The sequence below is a fragment of the Stappia sp. ABD4_338 genome (genome assembly GCF_056312175.1).
In genome coordinates this window covers 154,398-171,471 of the sequence record NZ_CM149982.1, presented here as the reverse complement: position 1 = coordinate 171,471, position 17,074 = coordinate 154,398, and the positions used below count along the sequence as shown (strand labels likewise).

15 protein-coding genes and 1 pseudogene are annotated in these 17,074 nt (G+C 67.4%); 9 read left to right on the top strand and 7 right to left on the bottom strand.

Annotated elements, in window-relative coordinates; all coding sequences use genetic code 11:
* Positions 1-149: 149 nt before the first annotated feature.
* Positions 150-872: pseudogene (locus ACYX4S_RS00750) on the bottom strand (DUF1013 domain-containing protein); the annotation flags it as partial.
* 132 nt (positions 873-1,004) lie between these two features.
* The gene (locus tag ACYX4S_RS00745) at positions 1,005-2,039 is read right to left on the bottom strand and encodes an NAD(P)H-quinone oxidoreductase (RefSeq protein ID WP_476361513.1); all 1,035 of its coding nucleotides are present in this window, start codon (positions 2,037-2,039) and stop codon (positions 1,005-1,007) included.
* A 134-nt stretch (positions 2,040-2,173) separates the two neighbouring features.
* Here ACYX4S_RS00745 and ACYX4S_RS00740 point away from each other — a divergent pair, with 134 nt between their 5' ends.
* Entirely contained in the window at positions 2,174-2,368 is a 195-nt protein-coding gene (locus tag ACYX4S_RS00740; RefSeq protein ID WP_476361512.1) for a DUF1192 domain-containing protein, read from the top strand.
* Positions 2,369-2,880: 512 nt separating this feature from the next.
* Positions 2,881-3,387, top strand: coding sequence for a protease adaptor protein RcdA (gene rcdA, locus ACYX4S_RS00735; protein WP_293722872.1), 507 nt, complete (start codon positions 2,881-2,883; stop codon positions 3,385-3,387).
* Between the two features lie 217 nt (positions 3,388-3,604).
* Here rcdA and rpmE read toward each other — a convergent pair whose 3' ends face one another.
* Positions 3,605-3,829, bottom strand: a complete 225-nt coding sequence (gene rpmE, locus ACYX4S_RS00730; protein ID WP_293722869.1) for a 50S ribosomal protein L31 — start codon at positions 3,827-3,829, stop codon at positions 3,605-3,607.
* A gap of 484 nt (positions 3,830-4,313) precedes the next feature.
* Here rpmE and ACYX4S_RS00725 point away from each other — a divergent pair, with 484 nt between their 5' ends.
* The gene (locus tag ACYX4S_RS00725) at positions 4,314-6,143 is read left to right on the top strand and encodes an ABC transporter transmembrane domain-containing protein (protein WP_476361511.1); all 1,830 of its coding nucleotides are present in this window, start codon (positions 4,314-4,316) and stop codon (positions 6,141-6,143) included.
* A gap of 94 nt (positions 6,144-6,237) precedes the next feature.
* Here ACYX4S_RS00725 and ACYX4S_RS00720 read toward each other — a convergent pair whose 3' ends face one another.
* The gene (locus ACYX4S_RS00720; RefSeq protein ID WP_422069915.1) at positions 6,238-7,029 is read right to left on the bottom strand and encodes an SDR family NAD(P)-dependent oxidoreductase; all 792 of its coding nucleotides are present in this window, start codon (positions 7,027-7,029) and stop codon (positions 6,238-6,240) included.
* A 155-nt stretch (positions 7,030-7,184) separates the two neighbouring features.
* Positions 7,185-9,098: a propionyl-CoA synthetase gene (locus tag ACYX4S_RS00715; protein ID WP_476361510.1), complete on the bottom strand. Its 1,914-nt coding sequence runs from the start codon at positions 9,096-9,098 to the stop codon at positions 7,185-7,187.
* 233 nt (positions 9,099-9,331) lie between these two features.
* On the opposite strand from ACYX4S_RS00715, the gene ACYX4S_RS00710 reads away from it, so the two are divergent.
* From ACYX4S_RS00710 to ACYX4S_RS00700, 3 genes are all read left to right on the top strand, one after another.
* Positions 9,332-10,126, top strand: coding sequence for a sulfite exporter TauE/SafE family protein (locus ACYX4S_RS00710; RefSeq protein ID WP_476361509.1), 795 nt, complete (start codon positions 9,332-9,334; stop codon positions 10,124-10,126).
* Between the two features lie 101 nt (positions 10,127-10,227).
* Positions 10,228-11,865, top strand: coding sequence for an acyl-CoA synthetase (locus ACYX4S_RS00705; protein WP_476361508.1), 1,638 nt, complete (start codon positions 10,228-10,230; stop codon positions 11,863-11,865).
* 149 nt (positions 11,866-12,014) lie between these two features.
* Positions 12,015-12,476 carry an EF-hand domain-containing protein gene (locus tag ACYX4S_RS00700; RefSeq protein WP_476361507.1) on the top strand — a complete coding sequence of 154 codons (462 nt, stop codon included), beginning with the start codon at positions 12,015-12,017 and terminating at the stop codon, positions 12,474-12,476.
* A gap of 104 nt (positions 12,477-12,580) precedes the next feature.
* Here the strand turns inward: ACYX4S_RS00700 and ACYX4S_RS00695 are convergent, their stop codons facing one another.
* The gene (locus tag ACYX4S_RS00695) at positions 12,581-12,757 is read right to left on the bottom strand and encodes a YdcH family protein (RefSeq protein WP_293722849.1); all 177 of its coding nucleotides are present in this window, start codon (positions 12,755-12,757) and stop codon (positions 12,581-12,583) included.
* 351 nt (positions 12,758-13,108) lie between these two features.
* Between ACYX4S_RS00695 and ACYX4S_RS00690 the strand changes: the two genes are divergently transcribed.
* The 3 genes from ACYX4S_RS00690 (at position 13,109) to ACYX4S_RS00680 (ending at position 15,122) form a co-directional block, all read left to right on the top strand.
* Positions 13,109-13,330, top strand: a complete 222-nt coding sequence (locus tag ACYX4S_RS00690; RefSeq protein ID WP_422069919.1) for a YdcH family protein — start codon at positions 13,109-13,111, stop codon at positions 13,328-13,330.
* 171 nt (positions 13,331-13,501) lie between these two features.
* Positions 13,502-14,014, top strand: a complete 513-nt coding sequence (purE, locus tag ACYX4S_RS00685) for a 5-(carboxyamino)imidazole ribonucleotide mutase (protein ID WP_293722843.1) — start codon at positions 13,502-13,504, stop codon at positions 14,012-14,014.
* 4 nt (positions 14,015-14,018) lie between these two features.
* Positions 14,019-15,122, top strand: coding sequence for a 5-(carboxyamino)imidazole ribonucleotide synthase (locus ACYX4S_RS00680; RefSeq protein WP_476361506.1), 1,104 nt, complete (start codon positions 14,019-14,021; stop codon positions 15,120-15,122).
* 84 nt (positions 15,123-15,206) lie between these two features.
* On the opposite strand, the gene ACYX4S_RS00675 is transcribed toward ACYX4S_RS00680, so the two are convergent.
* Entirely contained in the window at positions 15,207-16,619 is a 1,413-nt protein-coding gene (locus ACYX4S_RS00675) for an MATE family efflux transporter (protein ID WP_422069921.1), read from the bottom strand.
* Between the last annotated feature and the right edge of the window lie 455 nt (positions 16,620-17,074).

Sequence of the window (17,074 nt, the reverse complement as noted above, 5' to 3'; positions counted from 1 at the left end):
GATGCTGCTGCGGGAGAACCGCACAGCGCGTCTCAGCGCTGCTCGTCGTCCTCACCCGGCTGCTCGGCATCGCCATCCGCGGAAGCCGTCTCGTCGGAGCCGGAAGCCTCGTCCGTCGCATCCTCGCCAGTCGCATCCTCGCCAACCGCGTCCTCGTCCGTCTCCTCGTCGGAGCGACCCTTGAGCGCGTTGAGCTTGGCGAACACCGCGTCGGCGTCGAACTCCTCCTCCTGCGGCTGGGGCGTGGAGGTGGTGCGGGCAAAGGCGGCCGCCATCGCGTCCTCGGAGGTGGTCTCCTCCGCCGGCAGGAGCGTCTCCTCGTGATGCTCGCCCTCGGGCCGCGGCGGCAGGTTCTTGGACGCGCGCTCCACCTCGAGATCCAGCTCGATCTGGCTGCAAAGGCCAAGCGTCACCGGATCGCTCGGCGTCAGGTTGGCCGAGTTCCAGTGGGTGCGCTCGCGAATGGCGAGGATCGTCGGCTTGGTCGTGCCGACAAGGCGCATCACCTGGGCGTCCTTGAGCTCGGGGTGGTTGCGCACCAGCCACAGGATCGCGTTGGGACGGTCCTGGCGGCGCGACACCGGCGTATAGCGCGGTCCCTTGCGCTTGGCCTCGGGAACCCGGGTCTTGCTCTCCTGGAGCTTCAGCCGGTAGCCCGTGTCCACCTGCCCCTTCTCGATCTCGTCGCGGCTCAACTGGCCGGTCATGACAGGGTCGAGACCCTTGATGCCCTGGGCCGCCTCGCCGTCGGCGATCGCCTTGACCTCGAGCGGATGCAATTTGCAGAAATCGGCGATCTGGTCGAAGCTGAGGGACGTGTTGTCCACGAGCCACACGGCCGTCGCCTTTGGCATCAAGGGTGTGGTCGCCATGAATAAAAGCCTCCTGTTCGCTCCGCCGGTGACCCGCAAGGCTGCAGGTCGCGACAAAGACTGAAACACACTCGCATTAAGAGGGGAACTTCCGGGCTTATACGCCGCTTCGCGCGCGAAATCAAACCCGGATCACGCTCCGGCAGGCGTCACCAGGACGATCTTTCCCACATGCGACGACCCTTCCATGCGCGTGTGCGCGGCAACCGCCTCATCGAGCGGATAGGTCGAATCCATCACCGGTCCCACCTTCTTCCGTGCGATCAGCGGCCACACCCGCTCACGCAGCTTCGCGGCGATCGCCGCCTTGAAGCCCTCGTCGCGCGGGCGCAGGGTCGACCCCGTATGGGTCAGCCGCTTGACCATAAGGCGGCTGAAATTCACCTCCTGCGACGTGCCGTTCAGCGTCGCGATCTGGCAGATGCGCCCTTCCACGGCCGCCACCTTCCAGTTGCGCTCCACATAGTCCCCACCGACCATGTCCAGGATGACGTGAATGCCGGCCCCGCCGGTGACGCGTCCGATCTCCTCGACGAAATCCGTCTCGTTGTAGTTGATGACGTGATCCGCCCCGAGCTTGCGCGCGGCTTCGGCCTTCTCCGCCGATCCCACGGTGGTGAAGACCTCCGCCCCGAAGGCCTTCGCGAGCTGGATCGCCGTCGTGCCGATGCCCGAGGTGCCGCCGTGCACGAGAAACCGTTCGCCCGCCGTCAGACCGACCCGGTCGAAGACGTTGCTCCACACGGTGAAGAAGGTCTCCGGCACGGCCGCCGCCTCGACCATGGAAAGGCCATCGGGGACGGGCAGCACGCAGCCCGCGTGGGCGGTCACATATTCGGCATAGCCGCCGCCCGGCACGAGCGCGCAGACCCTGGCTCCGACCTCCAGATGCGCCTCGCCGGAAAGACCGGGCCCGCGCGCGATCACCTCGCCGGAGACCTCGAGGCCCGGGATGTCGGTGACGCCCGGGGGCGGCGGATACAGGCCCTTGCGCTGGATCACGTCGGGCCGATTGACGCCGGCCGCATGCACCTTGATGAGAACCTCGCCGCCGCGCGCGGCCGGCACGGGCCGCTCCTCGGGCGCCAGCACGTCGGGTCCGCCGGGCGACTTGATCGCGATCGCGGTCATCATGCGCGGGTGGCTCGGGGCATCGTCATGCGCCATGGCACGTCCTCCGGTTCGATTGGCGTGTTTCCTCCCGACCGTTTTAGCAGCCATGCCCGGCCTGACAATTGACCTTGTCGGGGCGGAACAGCATTCTTCCCGGTCGGCAGCGGCAGAACGCAAGGGAGGAAGACATGTTCGAAGACCTCGATGGCCCGCAGCGCCCCGCACAGGCGACGGTGGTCGTTGGCGAGGACCTGTCCCGCCAGTCCGTGGAGGAACTGGAAGCACGGATTCTCGCGCTCAAGGCCGAGATCACGCGCACCGAGACGGAGATCTCCACACGAGGCGGTGTACGGGCGGCAGCGGACGCGGTGTTCCGAAAATAGACACCTCATCCGTGACTACTTGTTTTCACTTAAGGATCGGAAGCGGGGACGTTGCGGAACAGCCCTTGAAATCATGACACTTTTAATAATTTACTTTTTATTAAGCTTTCCAAATCATAACTGTGGGTATCCAGTGATCTGGATTTCGAGTGGCTCCTGTCCACTCTGTTTGACGCCTCCCTGTTAATGACTTCGAGCCGCGGTCTCCGCGGCTCTTTTTTTGGCGCGCTCTCCGGTGTATCCAGAGGGAGTGGTCGGGATCTGCCGTCGGATCCTGGCATGATGCTTGCGACGCAAGGGTCGACAGACGCACCACGGTTTCAAAGCGGCACAACAAGGGCCGCCGCCCTCCCGATGCGGGACATGGTCCCGCAACGCACTCCGGCAGAAGCGCCCCTCGCACGGGCCCGCCGGCGGAGAGGCGAGAGAAGGACAGCCGGGCGCGACAGGCAGGTGTGAACAGGAGACGCAGGCATATGACGGACCGGCACGCAACAACGTCAGGCGGGGGAATGATCGACTTCGCCGAGCGGCTCGCCAATTCCGAGACCTTCAGCACCCTCTTCCGGGACGGAATGGGCCTGGTCGAGGAGACCGCCGCCTATCTCGACGGCGATGGCCGGGTGGAATCCAAGTCGCTTCCGCGCGCCGCGTCACTTGCCTATGCCACCGAATCCATGCGCCTGACGACACGGCTGATGCAGATGGCCTCCTGGCTGCTGCTCCAGCGCGCCGTGAACGAAGGCGAGATGACCCCCGAGCAGGCCGGCAGCGAGAAGACCAAGGTCCGCCTCGACAGCGCCTCACCCAACAGCGGCGCCGCCGGCTTCGAGGAACTGCCCGAGATGCTGCGCTCCCTGATCGAGCGCTCCGTGCGTCTGCAGGAACGCATCCTGCACATCGACCGCATGATCCAGGACAGCCGTCGCCAGGCCGAGGCCGTTTCGGCCCGCAATCCGGTCGCCGCCCATCTCAACGCCCTCAATGCCGCCTTTGGCGCCGGTCGCCTCGACGGATAAGCCTCGCGGCACAAGGACTGTCCCACCCAGAAGCCCCGGCCGGACCCGATGTCCCGCGCCGGGGTTACTGTATGCGCCCGACATGCGCCCACCGGGCGTGAACGCGGTGGCGAAAGGGCACAGGAACGCAAAGACCCCCGGCCCATCGGACCGGGGGTCTTTTGCATGCACTGCCTGTCCGGGCTGTCCCGGGCGTCCCGAAGCGGGACGCTTCCGATCAGTTGCCCAGGAAGCCGGCGTACTTGTTCTTGAAGCGCGAGACGCGGCCGCCGCGGTCCATCAGCTGACGGTCGCCACCGGTCCACGCCGGATGGGTGCGCGGGTCGATGTCGAGCTGGAGCGACTCGCCCTCCGCCCCGTAGGTCGAACGGGTGGTGAACTCGGAGCCGTCCGTCATGACCACCTTGATGGTGTGGTAGTCGGGGTGAATGTCTTTCTTCATCTTCTTCGTTCCCGTGGTTCTCGATCCCGCCTGCACGGGTCCGTGTCGACGGAGAAGGCCGGCGCGGGGCGCGGCGCTTCGCGATGCCGTTGTGTCCTGTTCCCGTCCCTGCATCCTCAGAGTTCCGCCTCCCCCGGCCAATGAAGAAGGCGCGATACCGGTCTGCGGATGCATGAACGAAAGCGGATCGCGCACCTGACCGGCACACGATCCGAAACCTTGCGCGCGAGCCTATAGCCCATCCGCGCCCGGAACACAAGGCCGCAGCCGGTCTCGCGACGGTCCCGGCGCTGCGGGTTCCGCTCTCCTCTTGCGCCCATTTGTCGCTTCGCGCAAGGGCGCCGTCGCGCAGCGGTTGGCCTGACGCGGGCAAGCGGCTAAGGTCCGCGCCTGGTTCCGGTTCCGCACGGATCCCCCGCGCGCTCCCCCACTTGGTCGGAGCCGCACGAAACAGCACCGCGCACACAGAAGAAGAGACATCCGCGTGTCCCGATACGGCTCCTCCTCCGCCCCCGACCGCCCCGGACGCCGGGACATTCGCCCCCTCGGTGCGTTCCTGCCCTATCTGAAGCGCTACCGGATGCGGGTGGCCCTTGCCCTGCTCGCCCTGGTCGGCGCGTCCGCCATGACGCTCGTGCTGCCGATCGCGATCCGCCGCATGATCGATTTCGGTTTCGGCGCGGACGACCCGTCGCTGGTCAACAACTACTTCACCGTCCTTGTCGCCGTGGCCGGCGGCCTCGCGGTGTTTTCGGCCCTGCGCTACTACTTGGTCACGACGCTTGGCGAGCGCATCGTCGCGGACGTGCGCTCCGACGTCTTCTCCCATGTGGTCACCCTGTCGCCGGGCTATTTCGACAGCGCCAAGTCCGGCGAGATCCTGTCGCGCCTGACCGCCGACGCCACGCAGATCAAGGCCGCCGTCGGCGCCAGCGCCTCCATCGCCATGCGCAACCTGGTGATGTTCCTCGGCGCCACCGCCATGATGGTCGTGTCGAGCCCGCGCCTGTCCATGTTCGTGCTGGCGGCGATCCCGGTGATCGTGCTGCCGCTGATCGGCTTCGGCCGCTCCGTGCGCCGCCGCTCGCGCCATGCCCAGGACACGCTCGCCGAGGCATCCGCCTATGCGACCGAGACCGTCGGCGCCGTGCGCACGCTCCAGGCCTTCACCAACGAGGAGCATTCGGGCCGCCGCTTCGCCGGCTCCGTGGAGGAAGCCTTCCTGGCCGCGCGCAAGGCGATTCTCGCGCGCGCCTTTCTTACCGCTTTCGCGATCTTCGTGATCGCCACCAGCGTTGTGGCGGTGCTTTGGGTGGGCGCGAGCGACGTCTTCAACGGCCGCATGAGCGCCGGCGCGCTTGGTCAGTTCCTGCTCTATTCGATCTTCGCGGCCGGCGCGCTCGGCGAGCTCAGCCAGGTGTGGGGCGAGATTTCGCTCGCCGCCGGCGCGGCCGAGCGCCTGTCCGAGCTGCTGCGCGTCAAGCCTGCGATCTCCGCCCCCGAGCATCCGGTTGCCCTGCCGGACCGCGCAACCGGCGCCGTCGCCTTCGAGCAGGTCGCCTTCGCCTATGGCGAGGGGGCCGGCCTTCCGGTTCTCAACGGCATCGATCTCGACATCGCGCCCGGCGAGACGGTGGCCGTCGTCGGTCCCTCGGGCGCGGGCAAATCGACGCTCTTCCACCTGCTGATGCGCTTCTACGACCCGACGTCGGGAACGATCCGCCTCGACGGAACGGACCTGCGCGCCTGCGATCCGCGTGCCCTGCGCCGCCAGATCGCCCTCGTGCCGCAGGACACGGTGATCTTCGGCACGACGATCGCCGAGAACATCGCCTTCGGCCGGCCGGACGCCGCGCGCGCCGAGATCGAGGATGCGGCCCGCCTGGCCTCCGCCGACGGTTTCATCACCAGGTTGGAGAACGGCTACGACACGCTCGTCGGCGAACGCGGCGTGACGCTATCCGGCGGCCAGCGCCAGCGCATCGCCATCGCCCGCGCCATCCTCAAGGACGCGCCGGTGCTGCTTCTCGACGAGGCGACGAGCGCCCTCGACGCGGAGAGCGAGACGCTGGTCCAGGAGGCGCTGGAACGCCTCATGCAGGGCCGCACCACGCTTGTGATCGCGCATCGCCTGGCCACCGTCCTCAAGTCCGACCGCATCGTGGTCATGGACGAGGGGCGCATCGTCGAGACCGGACGGCACGAGGACCTTGTCGCAGCCGGCGGCCTCTACGCCAAGCTTGCAAGGCTGCAGTTCCAGAGCGGCGCACAGGCCTTCGACGCCGCGCGAGGGGAAAGCTCCGCCGCCGGCTGAGCCGGACGACACTGAACCATCATGATGCAAAGGGCCGGGCGATCTGATCGCCCGGCCCTTTCTGTCTGTCTCGAAACGGGTTCGCGAGGCGCGATCAGTCCTCGTCCGGAACCGGCACCGTGTAGTTGAGCGGCAGGCGCCCGCCATCGGCATAGATCGTCTGGCCGGTGACATAGCTTGCGTCGTCCGAGGCCAGGAAGGCAGCGACGCCGGCGATCTCGGACGGGTCTCCGACACGCCCGAGCGGCGTGCGCGACAGGACGCGGTCCCGCGCCGCCTTGTCCGAGTTCACCGAGGCCAGCATGTCGGTCATGATCGAGCCCGGCCCGATGGCATTGACCCGGATGCCGTGCGGCGCCAGCGACAGCGCAGACACCTTGGTGAGCTGGTTCAGCCCGCCCTTGGACACCGAATAGGGTACCTGGTTGGGGATCGCGAAGACCGCGTTCACCGAAGACATGTTGATGATGACGCCGGGCTTGCCGCCTTCCTTCACCTTGTCGACCATATGCCGGCCGACCGCCTGGGTGCACAGGAAGGCGCCCTTCAGGTTGACGCCGAGCACACGGTCGAAGTCCGCCTCGTCGAGATCGAGCAGTTCACCGCCGACCACGACGCCCGCGTTGTTCACGAGGATGTCGATGTCACCGAAGGTGTCGAGCGTCGCGGCGACGAGATTGCGCACGTCGAGCTTCTCGGCGACGTTGCAATGAACGTAATGGGCCTCGCCCTGCGCCTTCAGCTCGGCTTCCGCGGCCTCGCCCCGCTGATCGTCCACGTCGGCGATGACGACCTTCGCGCCATCGGCGACGAACCGGCGTGCAATGGCAAGACCGATGCCGCCGGCCGCGCCGGTGACGATGGCTACCTTGTTTTCCAGGGACACTGGGATCCTCGTGCGTGTAGAGCGTTTGACATGACGGGCAGCCCGCGACGGGGCGTGCCTGAAACGGGTCCGGCCGGTGCCCGAGGACAACCGGCCGATGCCCGCGACCATAGGGCGAGACGCCGCCCCTGTCGATGGCTGCCGGGCCGCCCCGCTCAGCCGCCCGTGACGATGCCGCGCTCGCGCAGCGCCTCCTCGATTTCATCGAGGATGGCCGGGTCGTCGATGGTCGCGGGCATGCGCACCTCGGTCCCGTCCGCGATCTGGCGCATGGTGGCGCGCAGGATCTTGCCCGAGCGCGTCTTGGGCAGCCGCTCCACGGTGAGCGCCAGCTTGAACGCCGCGACCGGGCCGATGCGCTCGCGCACCAGGCGCACGAGTTCCGCCTCGATCTCCTCGTGCGGACGGTTCACGCCGGCCTTGAGCACCACGAAGCCGCAGGGCGCCTGCCCCTTCAGCGTGTCGGTGATGCCGACGACCGCGCATTCCGCCACGTCCGGATGACTGGCCAGCACCTCCTCCATGGCGCCCGTGGACAGCCTGTGGCCGGCGACGTTGATGATGTCGTCGGTGCGCGCCATGATGAACAGGTAGCCGTCCTCGTCCATGATGCCCGCGTCCGCCGTCTTGTAGTAGCCCGGGAACTCGGCCAGATAGCTGGCGTGAAAGCGCTCCGGCGCATGCCAGAGCGTCGGCAGGCAGCCCGGCGGCAGCGGCAGCTTCACCACCACGTTGCCCAGGGTTCCCGCCGGCAGCGGATGTCCGGCATCGTCGAGGATCCTGACGTCGTATCCCGGCATCGGCACCGTCGGCGAGCCGTGCTTGATCGGCAGCAGGCCGAGCCCCACCGGATTGCCGACGATCGCCCAACCCGTCTCGGTCTGCCACCAGTGATCGACCACGGGCACGCCGAGCTGGTCCTCCGCCCATTGCAGGGTGTCGGGATCGGCACGCTCTCCTGCGAGGAACAGCGTGCGGAAGGACGACAGGTCGTATTCCGCCAGCAGCTTGCCCTGCGGGTCTTCCTTCTTGATCGCGCGAAAGGCCGTCGGCGCGGTGAAGAGCGCGGCCACGTTGTGTTCCGCGATCACCCGCCAGAACACGCCGGCGTCGGGCGTGCCCACCGGCTTGCCCTCGAAGACGACGGTGGTCGCCCCGTGCAGAAGCGGCGCATAGACGATGTAGGAATGGCCCACCACCCAGCCGACGTCGGAGGCGGCCCAGAACACCTCCCCCGGCTCGATGCCGTAGTGGTTGGACATGCTCCACTTGAGCGCGACCATGTGCCCGCCGTTGTCGCGCACCACGCCCTTGGGCTGTCCGGTCGTTCCGGAGGTGTAGAGGATGTAGAGCGGGTCGGTGGCCTTGACCGGCACGCAGGCCACCTCGCGCCCGGCCGTCATCGCCGCCTCCATCAGCGCGCCCAGGTCATGGTCGCGTCCCGCCTCGAGGCTGGCCGGCGCCTGCTCGCGCTGGAGCACGAAGCATGCCTCCGGCTTGTGGTCGGACAGGCGGATCGCCTCGTCGAGCAACGGCTTGTAGGCGATGACCCGGCCCGGCTCGATGCCGCAGGAAGCGGCGATCACCGCCTTGGGCGTCGCGTCGTCGATGCGGGTCGAGAGTTCGTTGGCGGCGAAGCCTCCGAACACGACCGAGTGCACCGCGCCCAGGCGGGCGCAGGCGAGCATCGCCATCACCGCCTCTGGAATCATCGGCATGTAGATGATGACGCGGTCGCCCTTCACGATGCCGTTGTCGGCCAGGACCGCGGCCATCGCGTTCACGCGCTCGAGCGTCTCCTCATAGGTGTAGACGGCCTTCGCGCCGGTGATCGGGCTGTCGTAGATGATCGCCGGCTGCCCCGGACGTCCACGCTCCACATGCCGGTCGAGACAGTTGTAGCAGGTGTTGCACTCCGCGCCCGCGAACCACTGGCCGAACCCGCCAAGCTCGGGGTCGAACACTTTGTCGAAGGGCTTGATCCAGTCGATCTCGGCCGCCGCCGCGGCCCAGAACCCCTCCGGATCGCGCTGCCATGCCTCGTAGACCTCGTGATAGCGGCTCGCCATCGCTTGCTTCCTCCCGTCGTTCGCTTGCCGGACGGCCGGGCCTCCCCTCCCGGCCACGGACCGCTTGCCGGCCCGTCGCTCCTGTCGAGCGTATCTGCCGCCTCAAGGCGGTGAAAGGCAAGAGACGCGGCTTAAGACATTCGGCGAATGGGGTGTTTGCGTAGACATGTGCCGCCGCGCCTGTCACAACTCGCCTGCGGGCGCTGGCCCGCCATCGGGCGACAAGCGCCCAGATGATGCCTTCCCCTCACCCCGGCTTTCCCTTGCACCCCATCTCGGATCCCCATTTCTACATGTTCGCCATTCCGGCGGTGCTTCTCGTCGGCCTTGCCAAGGGCGGCTTCGGCGGACCGCTGTCGATGCTCGGCGTTCCCCTCATGAGCCTGACGATCCCGCCGGTGCAGGCGGCCGGGATCATGCTGCCGATTCTCGTCGTGATGGACTGGTCGGGCGTCTTCGCCTATCGGGGCAACTTCGACCGGCGCAGCCTCGCGATCCTGCTCCCCGGCGCGATCGTCGGCATCACCCTCGGCTATTTCACGGCCGCCATCGTCAGCGACGCCCATGTGCGGATTCTCGTCGGGCTCGTGGCCATGCTGTTCGCGCTGAACTCCTTCGTCGGCCGTGCCCGCGACGGCGAGCCGCGCCCGCACCGGCCCTGGATCGGGCGCTTCTGGGGCTTCCTGTCCGGCTTCACCAGCTTCGTCAGCCACGCCGGCGGGCCGCCCTACCAGATCTACATGCTGCCGCTCAGGCTGCACCCGGTGCATCTGGCCGGCACGACGGTCATCTTCTTCACGACGATGAACGCGATCAAGCTCGTTCCCTATGCGGCGCTCGGCCAGTTCGACGCGGAGAATCTGGCGACCTCCGCCGTCCTGCTGCCGCTTGCCCCGCTGGCGACCCTTGGCGGCGTCTGGCTGGTCAGGCGGATCGACCCGAGCCTGTTCTACAGGCTGACATATGCCGCCGTCGGCATCATCGGCGCCAAGCTCCTCTACGACGGGATCGTCGGGGTCCTGGGCTGATGCCGGACGGATCGCGGGATCCGCTTGAAGGGGAACGGCGTTTTCGGTTTCATGTGCACAGGATCGGCGGTACGAGATCCGCCGGCAGCGAGGAAACAGGAATGCCCGTGACATCCAGCCCCTACGAGCGTGATCTCGGCAAATGCGCCGCGAACCACACGCAACTCTCGCCCCTGAGCTTTCTCGCCCGCGCCGCGGCCGTCTTCCCGGACCGCACCGCGATCGTGCACGGCGCGAGCCGCACCAGCTACCGTGATTTCTACGCCAGGGCGCGCAAGCTCGCCTCTGCCCTGTCACGCGCGGGTGTCGGCAAGAACGATACCGTCACGGTGATGCTGTCCAACACGCCGCCCATGCTCGAGGCCCACTACGGCGTGCCCATGACCGGCGCCGTGCTGCATTCGCTCAACACGCGCCTCGATGCCGCCGTGCTCGCCTTCCAGCTCGATCACGCCGAGGCCAAGGTCGTCATCACGGATCGCGAGTTCGCCCCGGTGATGAAGGAGGCGCTGGAACTTGCAAGCGTGCAGCCGCTGGTCATCGACTACGACGACCCCGAGTTCCCCCAGACCGGCGAGCGGCTGGGACGGGAGGACTACGAGGCGTTCCTCCAGTCCGGCGACGAGAATTTCGACTGGGCCCTGCCCGCCGACGAGTGGGACGCGATCGCGCTCAACTACACCTCCGGCACCACCGGCAATCCCAAGGGCGTCGTCTATCATCATCGCGGCGCCTACCTGCTGGCCGAGGCCAACATCCTGACCGCCGCCATGGGCCGCCATCCGGTCTACCTGTGGACGCTGCCCATGTTCCACTGCAACGGCTGGTGCTTCCCCTGGTCGATCTCGGTGGTCGCGGGCACGCATGTCTGCCTGCGATGGGTGCGCGCCAAGCCGATCTGGGACCTGATCGCCGACGAGGGCGTCACCCACCTGTGCGGCGCCCCCATCGTCATGTCGACACTGCTCAACGCTCCCGACGCCGACAAGCGCGACCTTAAGGGCCGGGGCGTGGAGTTCATGACCGCCGCCGCGCCGCCGCCCGAATCGGTTCTGGCGGCCATGCGCGAGGCCGGCTTCAACGTGACCCACCTCTACGGCCTGACCGAGGTTTACGGACCCGCCGTCGTCAACGAGTGGAAGGACGACTGGAACGACCTGCCCGCGGAGCGCCAGGCCGCCCTCAAGGCACGCCAGGGCGTGCGTTACGTGGCGCTGGAGGGCCTGTCGGTCATGGACCCGGTGACCATGGAGCCAGTGCCCGCCGATGGCACGACGCTCGGCGAGGTCATGTTCCGCGGCAACGTCGTCATGAAGGGCTATCTGAAGAACCCGGAGGCAACGGACGAGGCCTTCGCCGGCGGCTGGTTTCATTCCGGCGATCTCGGCGTTCTCCATCCGGACGGCTACATCCAGCTCAAGGACCGTTCCAAGGACATCATCATCTCCGGCGGCGAGAACATCTCCTCCATCGAGGTCGAGGACGCCCTGTTCCGCCACCCCGACGTGATGGCGGCGGCCGTCGTCGCGCGCCCGGACGAGAAATGGGGCGAGACCCCTTGCGCCTTCGTCGAGCTGCGGGCGGGATCGAGCCTCACGGCGGAAGCGCTCATCGCCTTCTGCAAGGAGCATCTGGCCGGCTACAAGGTGCCGCGTCACGTGGTCTTCACCGAACTGCCCAAGACCTCGACCGGCAAGATCCAGAAGTTCGTGCTGCGCGAGATGGCCAGGTCGGCCTGACCCCGGCCATCGCGAAACCGCAACGCCTGCGACGGGGTGCCGCGCCATCGGCACCCCGTCGTCGTAGTAATATTCCAATGTTCGAAACTTGCATCCTCAACGGGCCGACATGGCCCGACACGGCCCCGACGGGGCAGAAGGAGCGACTCATGACACGTCTTCACGCAACGCTCGCCCTCCTCACATTTGCCGGCGCACTCGCCAGCGGACCGGTTACGGCACAGCAGGGAATGGGTCAGGGAATGGGTGGCGGCAGCATGGCCGCGCGCATGGAGATGATGGACGAGGACGGCAACGGCTCGGTCTCGCTCGAGGAGGTGCTGCGCCACGCGGAGGACGTCTTCCATGCGATGGATGCGGACGGCGACGGCAAGCTGACCATGGACGAGTACATGAGCGTGCGCATGGGCCCGCAACAGGGCAACAATCCTGCGATGCAGGCGCGTCGTCAGGAGGAGAAGGCCGCCCGCTTCGCGCCCATGGACACCGACGGCGACGGCATGCTGAGCCTCGATGAATTCCTGGAGGGCGCCAGGGTTCGTTTCGGCGCCGCCGACGGCAACGGCGACGGCAGTCTCGCCGGCGTCGAGTGGCGCGCGTTCCGCTTCTGAAGCGTGGCACCTGGCCCCTGAAACACAAAAGCCGCGGCAAGGCCGCGGCTTCTGTTGGGGGGAGCCCGTTCCATCCGGACGGGCCTCGCGTCAAAACGCAATCTTCAGTGAAGAGTGTCCGTGCGGATCTTCTCGATCTCGTCCTTGAGCAGAAGTTTGCGACGCTTGAGCGATGCGATTTCCAGCGAGTCCATGCTCGGATGGCGCATGGCCTCCTCAAGCTCACGCTCGAGGTCTGAATGGCGCTTCTCAAGCTCGACGAGATGCGACTGAAGGGACATGAAATCCTCCTTGTCTTTCGCGTTGACGACAAGAGTGTGACACAGCGAATTGGCGCTGTCGAACAGTTCCGGACCCATGGATGCCGCTACGTTAGCAATTCCTTTCCATGGCGATATTGTGGCCTGAAGCAGCCTGAACGAACACGCTTTTCCCTACCGTTTTCCCCCATGTCGGGCTATCCTGAGGCGCGGGCGTCGCGCGTGCCGAATGCGGCACGAGGACCCTTGCGCGCGCGTGTCCGGTCCCGCAACCGAATGGCGCATCCCGCCTGTCGCACGACGGCGCGGGCACGCGCCATCCCGGGTTGCAAGGGTCAGGCGCAAACAACGCACGGCGTATGGAGTGGCGGTATGGATGCAGGCATTGACGGCGGCCAGGACGACAAGTCGGTTCGCATGGAGCTCGCACGGCTCCGGCAGGAACATCGCGACCTCGATACGGCCATCGACGCCATGAGCCTGACCGGTCGCTCCGACGCCCTTCAGCTCCAGCGCCTCAAGAAGAAGAAACTCGCGTTGAAGGACCGCATCTCGACGCTCGAGGACAAGCTGCTTCCCGACATCATCGCCTGAAATCGCCCGGGCACGAACGCATGTCCCGCCCCTGACGGGCCGCGCGAGGCCGTCGCCTGCCATGCCCTCTTGCGCGCAAGGGCACTCTGCCTATAGTGCGGAGCCTTCCGGGACCCGGCGGAACGCTCCGCCCGATGCGGAGCCGGCCGCACGCAAGACCAGGGGGTATGGATGCGCGAAGACACGCCGAAGGTTGCCATCATCATGGGCAGCCAGTCCGACTGGCCGACCATGAAACACGCGGCCGACACCCTGGACGCGCTCGGCATTTCCCATGAGGCACGCATCGTCTCGGCCCATCGCACGCCCGAACGGCTTTACGACTTCGCGCGCGGCGCGCGCGGCGAGGGTTTCCAGGTCGTGATCGCGGGGGCCGGCGGCGCGGCGCACCTGCCCGGCATGGCCGCCGCGATGACGCCGCTTCCCGTCTTCGGCGTTCCGATCGAAAGCCGCACGCTGAAGGGACAGGACAGCCTGCTCTCCATCGTGCAGATGCCGGCCGGCATTCCCGTCGGCACCCTGGCCATCGGTCGCGCCGGCGCGGTCAACGCGGCGCTGCTTGCCGCCGCCGTCCTGGCCCTGACCGACGAGGCGCTTGCCGGGCGTCTCGACGACTGGCGCGCACGGCAGCGCGACGCCGTCGCCCTTCACCCCGTCGACGAGCCCGCACAAGGCGGACACTGAGCCCATGAGCGCACCCGATCCCCTCCGCAGCCTGTCTCCCGGAGACACCATCGGCATCCTCGGTGGCGGCCAGCTCGGCCGGATGCTTGCCCTTGCAGCGGCTCCGCTCGGCCTGAAGACCCACGTCTTCTGCCCCGACCCCGGCAGCCCCGCCTTCGATGTCGCCGCGACCCACACCATCGCCGCCTATGACGACACGGCGGCACTGGAGCTTTTCGCCGCCTCGGTCGACGTGGTGACCTATGAGTTCGAGAACGTTCCGGGCCCCACGGCCGAGCATCTCGCCGCCCGCGTTCCGGTCCGCCCGGGGCCACGCGCGCTTGCGGTTTCCCAGGACAGGCTGACGGAGAAGACCTTCCTGCGCGAAACCGGCATTCCCGTTGCCGGGTTCGAGGCCATCGACGAGGCGGGAGCGGTCGCCCCGGCCCTTGCCCGGCTTGGCGGCAAGGGCATCCTCAAGACGCGGCGCATGGGATACGACGGCAAGGGGCAGACGCTGGTCGCCTCCGCGTCCGAGGCGGCGGGCGCCTTCGGGCGCATCGGACGCGCCCCGGCGATCCTGGAGGCCTTCATTCCCTTCGAACGCGAAGTCTCGGTGATCGCCGCGCGCGGTCTCGACGGCACCCTGCGCGCCTATGACGTGGCGGAAAACGTCCACCGCGACCACATCCTCAAGACCTCGACCGTGCCGGCCGCCATCGATGCGGACCTTGCCGCCGAGGCGCGCGACATCGCCGAACGCATCTGCGCGGGCCTCGAGTATGTCGGCGTCATCGGCGTCGAGTTCTTCGTGCTTCCCCAAGGCGCTGAGAACAGGCTGCTGGTCAACGAGATCGCGCCGCGCGTGCACAACTCCGGCCACTGGACGGAAGCCGCCTGCCACGTGTCCCAGTTCGAGCAGCACATGCGCGCCGTCGCCGGCCTGCCGCTCGGCGCCGTGGATCGTCACTCGGACGTGGTGATGGAAAACCTGATCGGCGACGAGGCCCGGACCTGGGCCGCCATTCTGGCCGAACCCGACGCGCGGCTCCATCTCTACGGCAAGGCGGAGATCCGCGCAGGGCGCAAGATGGGGCACGTCAACCGGCTGCGCCCCTTGCGCGCCTGACGCCGCCTCACTGTCCCGATAGACGATACGAAAAGGGCCGCGGGACATGGTGTCCGCGGCTCTTTTCGTGTCCGACAGCCGCGTTCAGACGAGGCCGAGCCGCTCGCGCCAGGCGAAGCGCCAGAGCGTCAGCACCGAGACGAAGGCAAGTCCCGCCGCCAGCCCCGACCATAGGCCTATGCCGCTGAAGCCGAGCGGGAAGGCCAGCACATAGGCGAGCCCGAAGCCGACGCCCCAGTAGCCGATGACCGCGAAGACCATCGGCATCCACGTGTCGGAGAGCCCGCGCAGCATGTTGCCGCCCATGACCTGCGCCCCGTCGAACACCTGGAACAGGGCCGCCACCGCCAGATACGATACGCCGAAGGCGAGCACGGCGGCCGCGTCCGGGTTGTCGAGATCGAGAAAGAGCGCGACGAACGGCTCCGGCCTGACCCAGAAGGCCACCGCGCACAGACACATGAACAGCGTCGCGACGACGAGCGCCGTCCAGCCGGCGCGGCCCACGCCCTCCCTGTCGCCCCGCCCGGCGGCGAGCCCGATGCGGATCATCGCCGCCTGCGCCATGCCCAACGGCACCATGAAGGAGATCGAGGCAAGCTGCAGGCCGATGCCGTGCGCGGCCAGTTCCACCGTTCCGATCCACCCCATCATGACGGAGGACGCGGAGAAGAGGCCGACCTCGGTCAGAAGCGTCACAGCGATCGGCCAGCCAAGGCGGACGATCTCCGCGAGCTTGGGCCAGTCGCTGCGCCAGATGCGTCCGAAGACGGCATAGCGGCGCAGCACGCGGTCGCGCGTCGTCCACCACATCAGCAGCAGCAGCGTGACGGTCGAGGTTGCGACGGAGGCGATGCCCGCTCCCACCAGCTCGAGCCGGGGAAAGCCGAAGTTGCCGAAGATCAGCGCGTAGTCGAATCCGGCGTTGAGCACCGCGCCGGCGACCGTCGCCCACAGCACGATGTTCGCCTTCTCCAGCACGGTGATGAAGCTCCTGAGCGCCATGATCATCAGCGAGGGGATCAGCGAGAACAGCATGACCCGCATGTAGACGCCCGCAAGTGCTGCAACCCGCGGATCCTGGCCCAGCCCGAGCATCAGGTCTTCGGTGAACCACAGCACGCCCATCACGGGAACGCTGTAGAGAATGACGAACCAGAAGCCCATGCGCACCGCGCGGCGCAGGTCGCGCGCGCGCCGCTCGCCCCTGGCACGCGCGGCAAGCGGAATGACCGCCTGGAGCACGCCGATGCCGAACAGCCAGAAGACGATGTAGAGATTGAAGGCCAGAACGGCGGCCGCGAGCTCGACGGCGCCGAGCCAGCCGATCATCAGCACATCGGTCGTGTTGACCGCGATCTGGGCCACCTGCGCACCGGCGATCGGGACTCCCAGAACCAGCGTGGGACGGATGTCGTCCTCCCAGAGACGGGCAAGGGGATGGCGGGCGGTGGGCGCCTTGGGAGCCGGAACGCCGGCTTCGGGGGGAACGCTCATCACGAACTCTTGGCGTGAGGCACGGAACGCCGCGATGTGCGAACCGTGACGGGGCGGATGTTCCGGAGCGACGGGTATGCGGAACAGGGATCCCGCAGTGCTCCGACCCGGCCGGTCTCGACAACCTCGACACGCCCGGGCATTTCTCCTATCGGGCGCCCGCGACCGTGTCCAGAGACGCGGTTATCACGTCCTTGCCCTCCGTCGCATGACAGACATGCCGAAAGGTCAAGATTCCGCCACGCGGGCGGTGGACAAGCGGCACGCGCTCTGCTAACTAAGCCACCTGATTAGCGACGTGAAAGCGGCGCGGCCGGCTACTTGTGCGATTTCGTGATCTTGAAACGGTCTCGTACATGCGGCAGCCCCCCTTGCGGATGGCGATCGTACGCGATTGCAATCCGGTTTCGCTTCCGAGTCACACTGAACGAGATCCAGCACCGGATGCGCTTGGC

Coding starts and splice junctions, on each gene's coding strand:
- ACYX4S_RS00740 (WP_476361512.1), top strand. CDS start 2,174: ATGTTCGAAGACCTCGATGGCCCGCAGCGCCCCGCACAGGCGACGGTG.
- ACYX4S_RS00745 (WP_476361513.1), bottom strand. CDS start 2,039: ATGGCGCATGACGATGCCCCGAGCCACCCGCGCATGATGACCGCGATC.
- ACYX4S_RS00715 (WP_476361510.1), bottom strand. CDS start 9,098: ATGGCGAGCCGCTATCACGAGGTCTACGAGGCATGGCAGCGCGATCCG.
- ACYX4S_RS00675 (WP_422069921.1), bottom strand. CDS start 16,619: ATGAGCGTTCCCCCCGAAGCCGGCGTTCCGGCTCCCAAGGCGCCCACC.
- ACYX4S_RS00705 (WP_476361508.1), top strand. CDS start 10,228: ATGCCCGTGACATCCAGCCCCTACGAGCGTGATCTCGGCAAATGCGCC.
- purE (WP_293722843.1), top strand. CDS start 13,502: ATGCGCGAAGACACGCCGAAGGTTGCCATCATCATGGGCAGCCAGTCC.
- ACYX4S_RS00710 (WP_476361509.1), top strand. CDS start 9,332: ATGATGCCTTCCCCTCACCCCGGCTTTCCCTTGCACCCCATCTCGGAT.
- ACYX4S_RS00695 (WP_293722849.1), bottom strand. CDS start 12,757: ATGTCCCTTCAGTCGCATCTCGTCGAGCTTGAGAAGCGCCATTCAGAC.
- rpmE (WP_293722869.1), bottom strand. CDS start 3,829: ATGAAGAAAGACATTCACCCCGACTACCACACCATCAAGGTGGTCATG.
- ACYX4S_RS00700 (WP_476361507.1), top strand. CDS start 12,015: ATGACACGTCTTCACGCAACGCTCGCCCTCCTCACATTTGCCGGCGCA.
- rcdA (WP_293722872.1), top strand. CDS start 2,881: ATGATCGACTTCGCCGAGCGGCTCGCCAATTCCGAGACCTTCAGCACC.
- ACYX4S_RS00680 (WP_476361506.1), top strand. CDS start 14,019: ATGAGCGCACCCGATCCCCTCCGCAGCCTGTCTCCCGGAGACACCATC.
- ACYX4S_RS00690 (WP_422069919.1), top strand. CDS start 13,109: ATGGATGCAGGCATTGACGGCGGCCAGGACGACAAGTCGGTTCGCATG.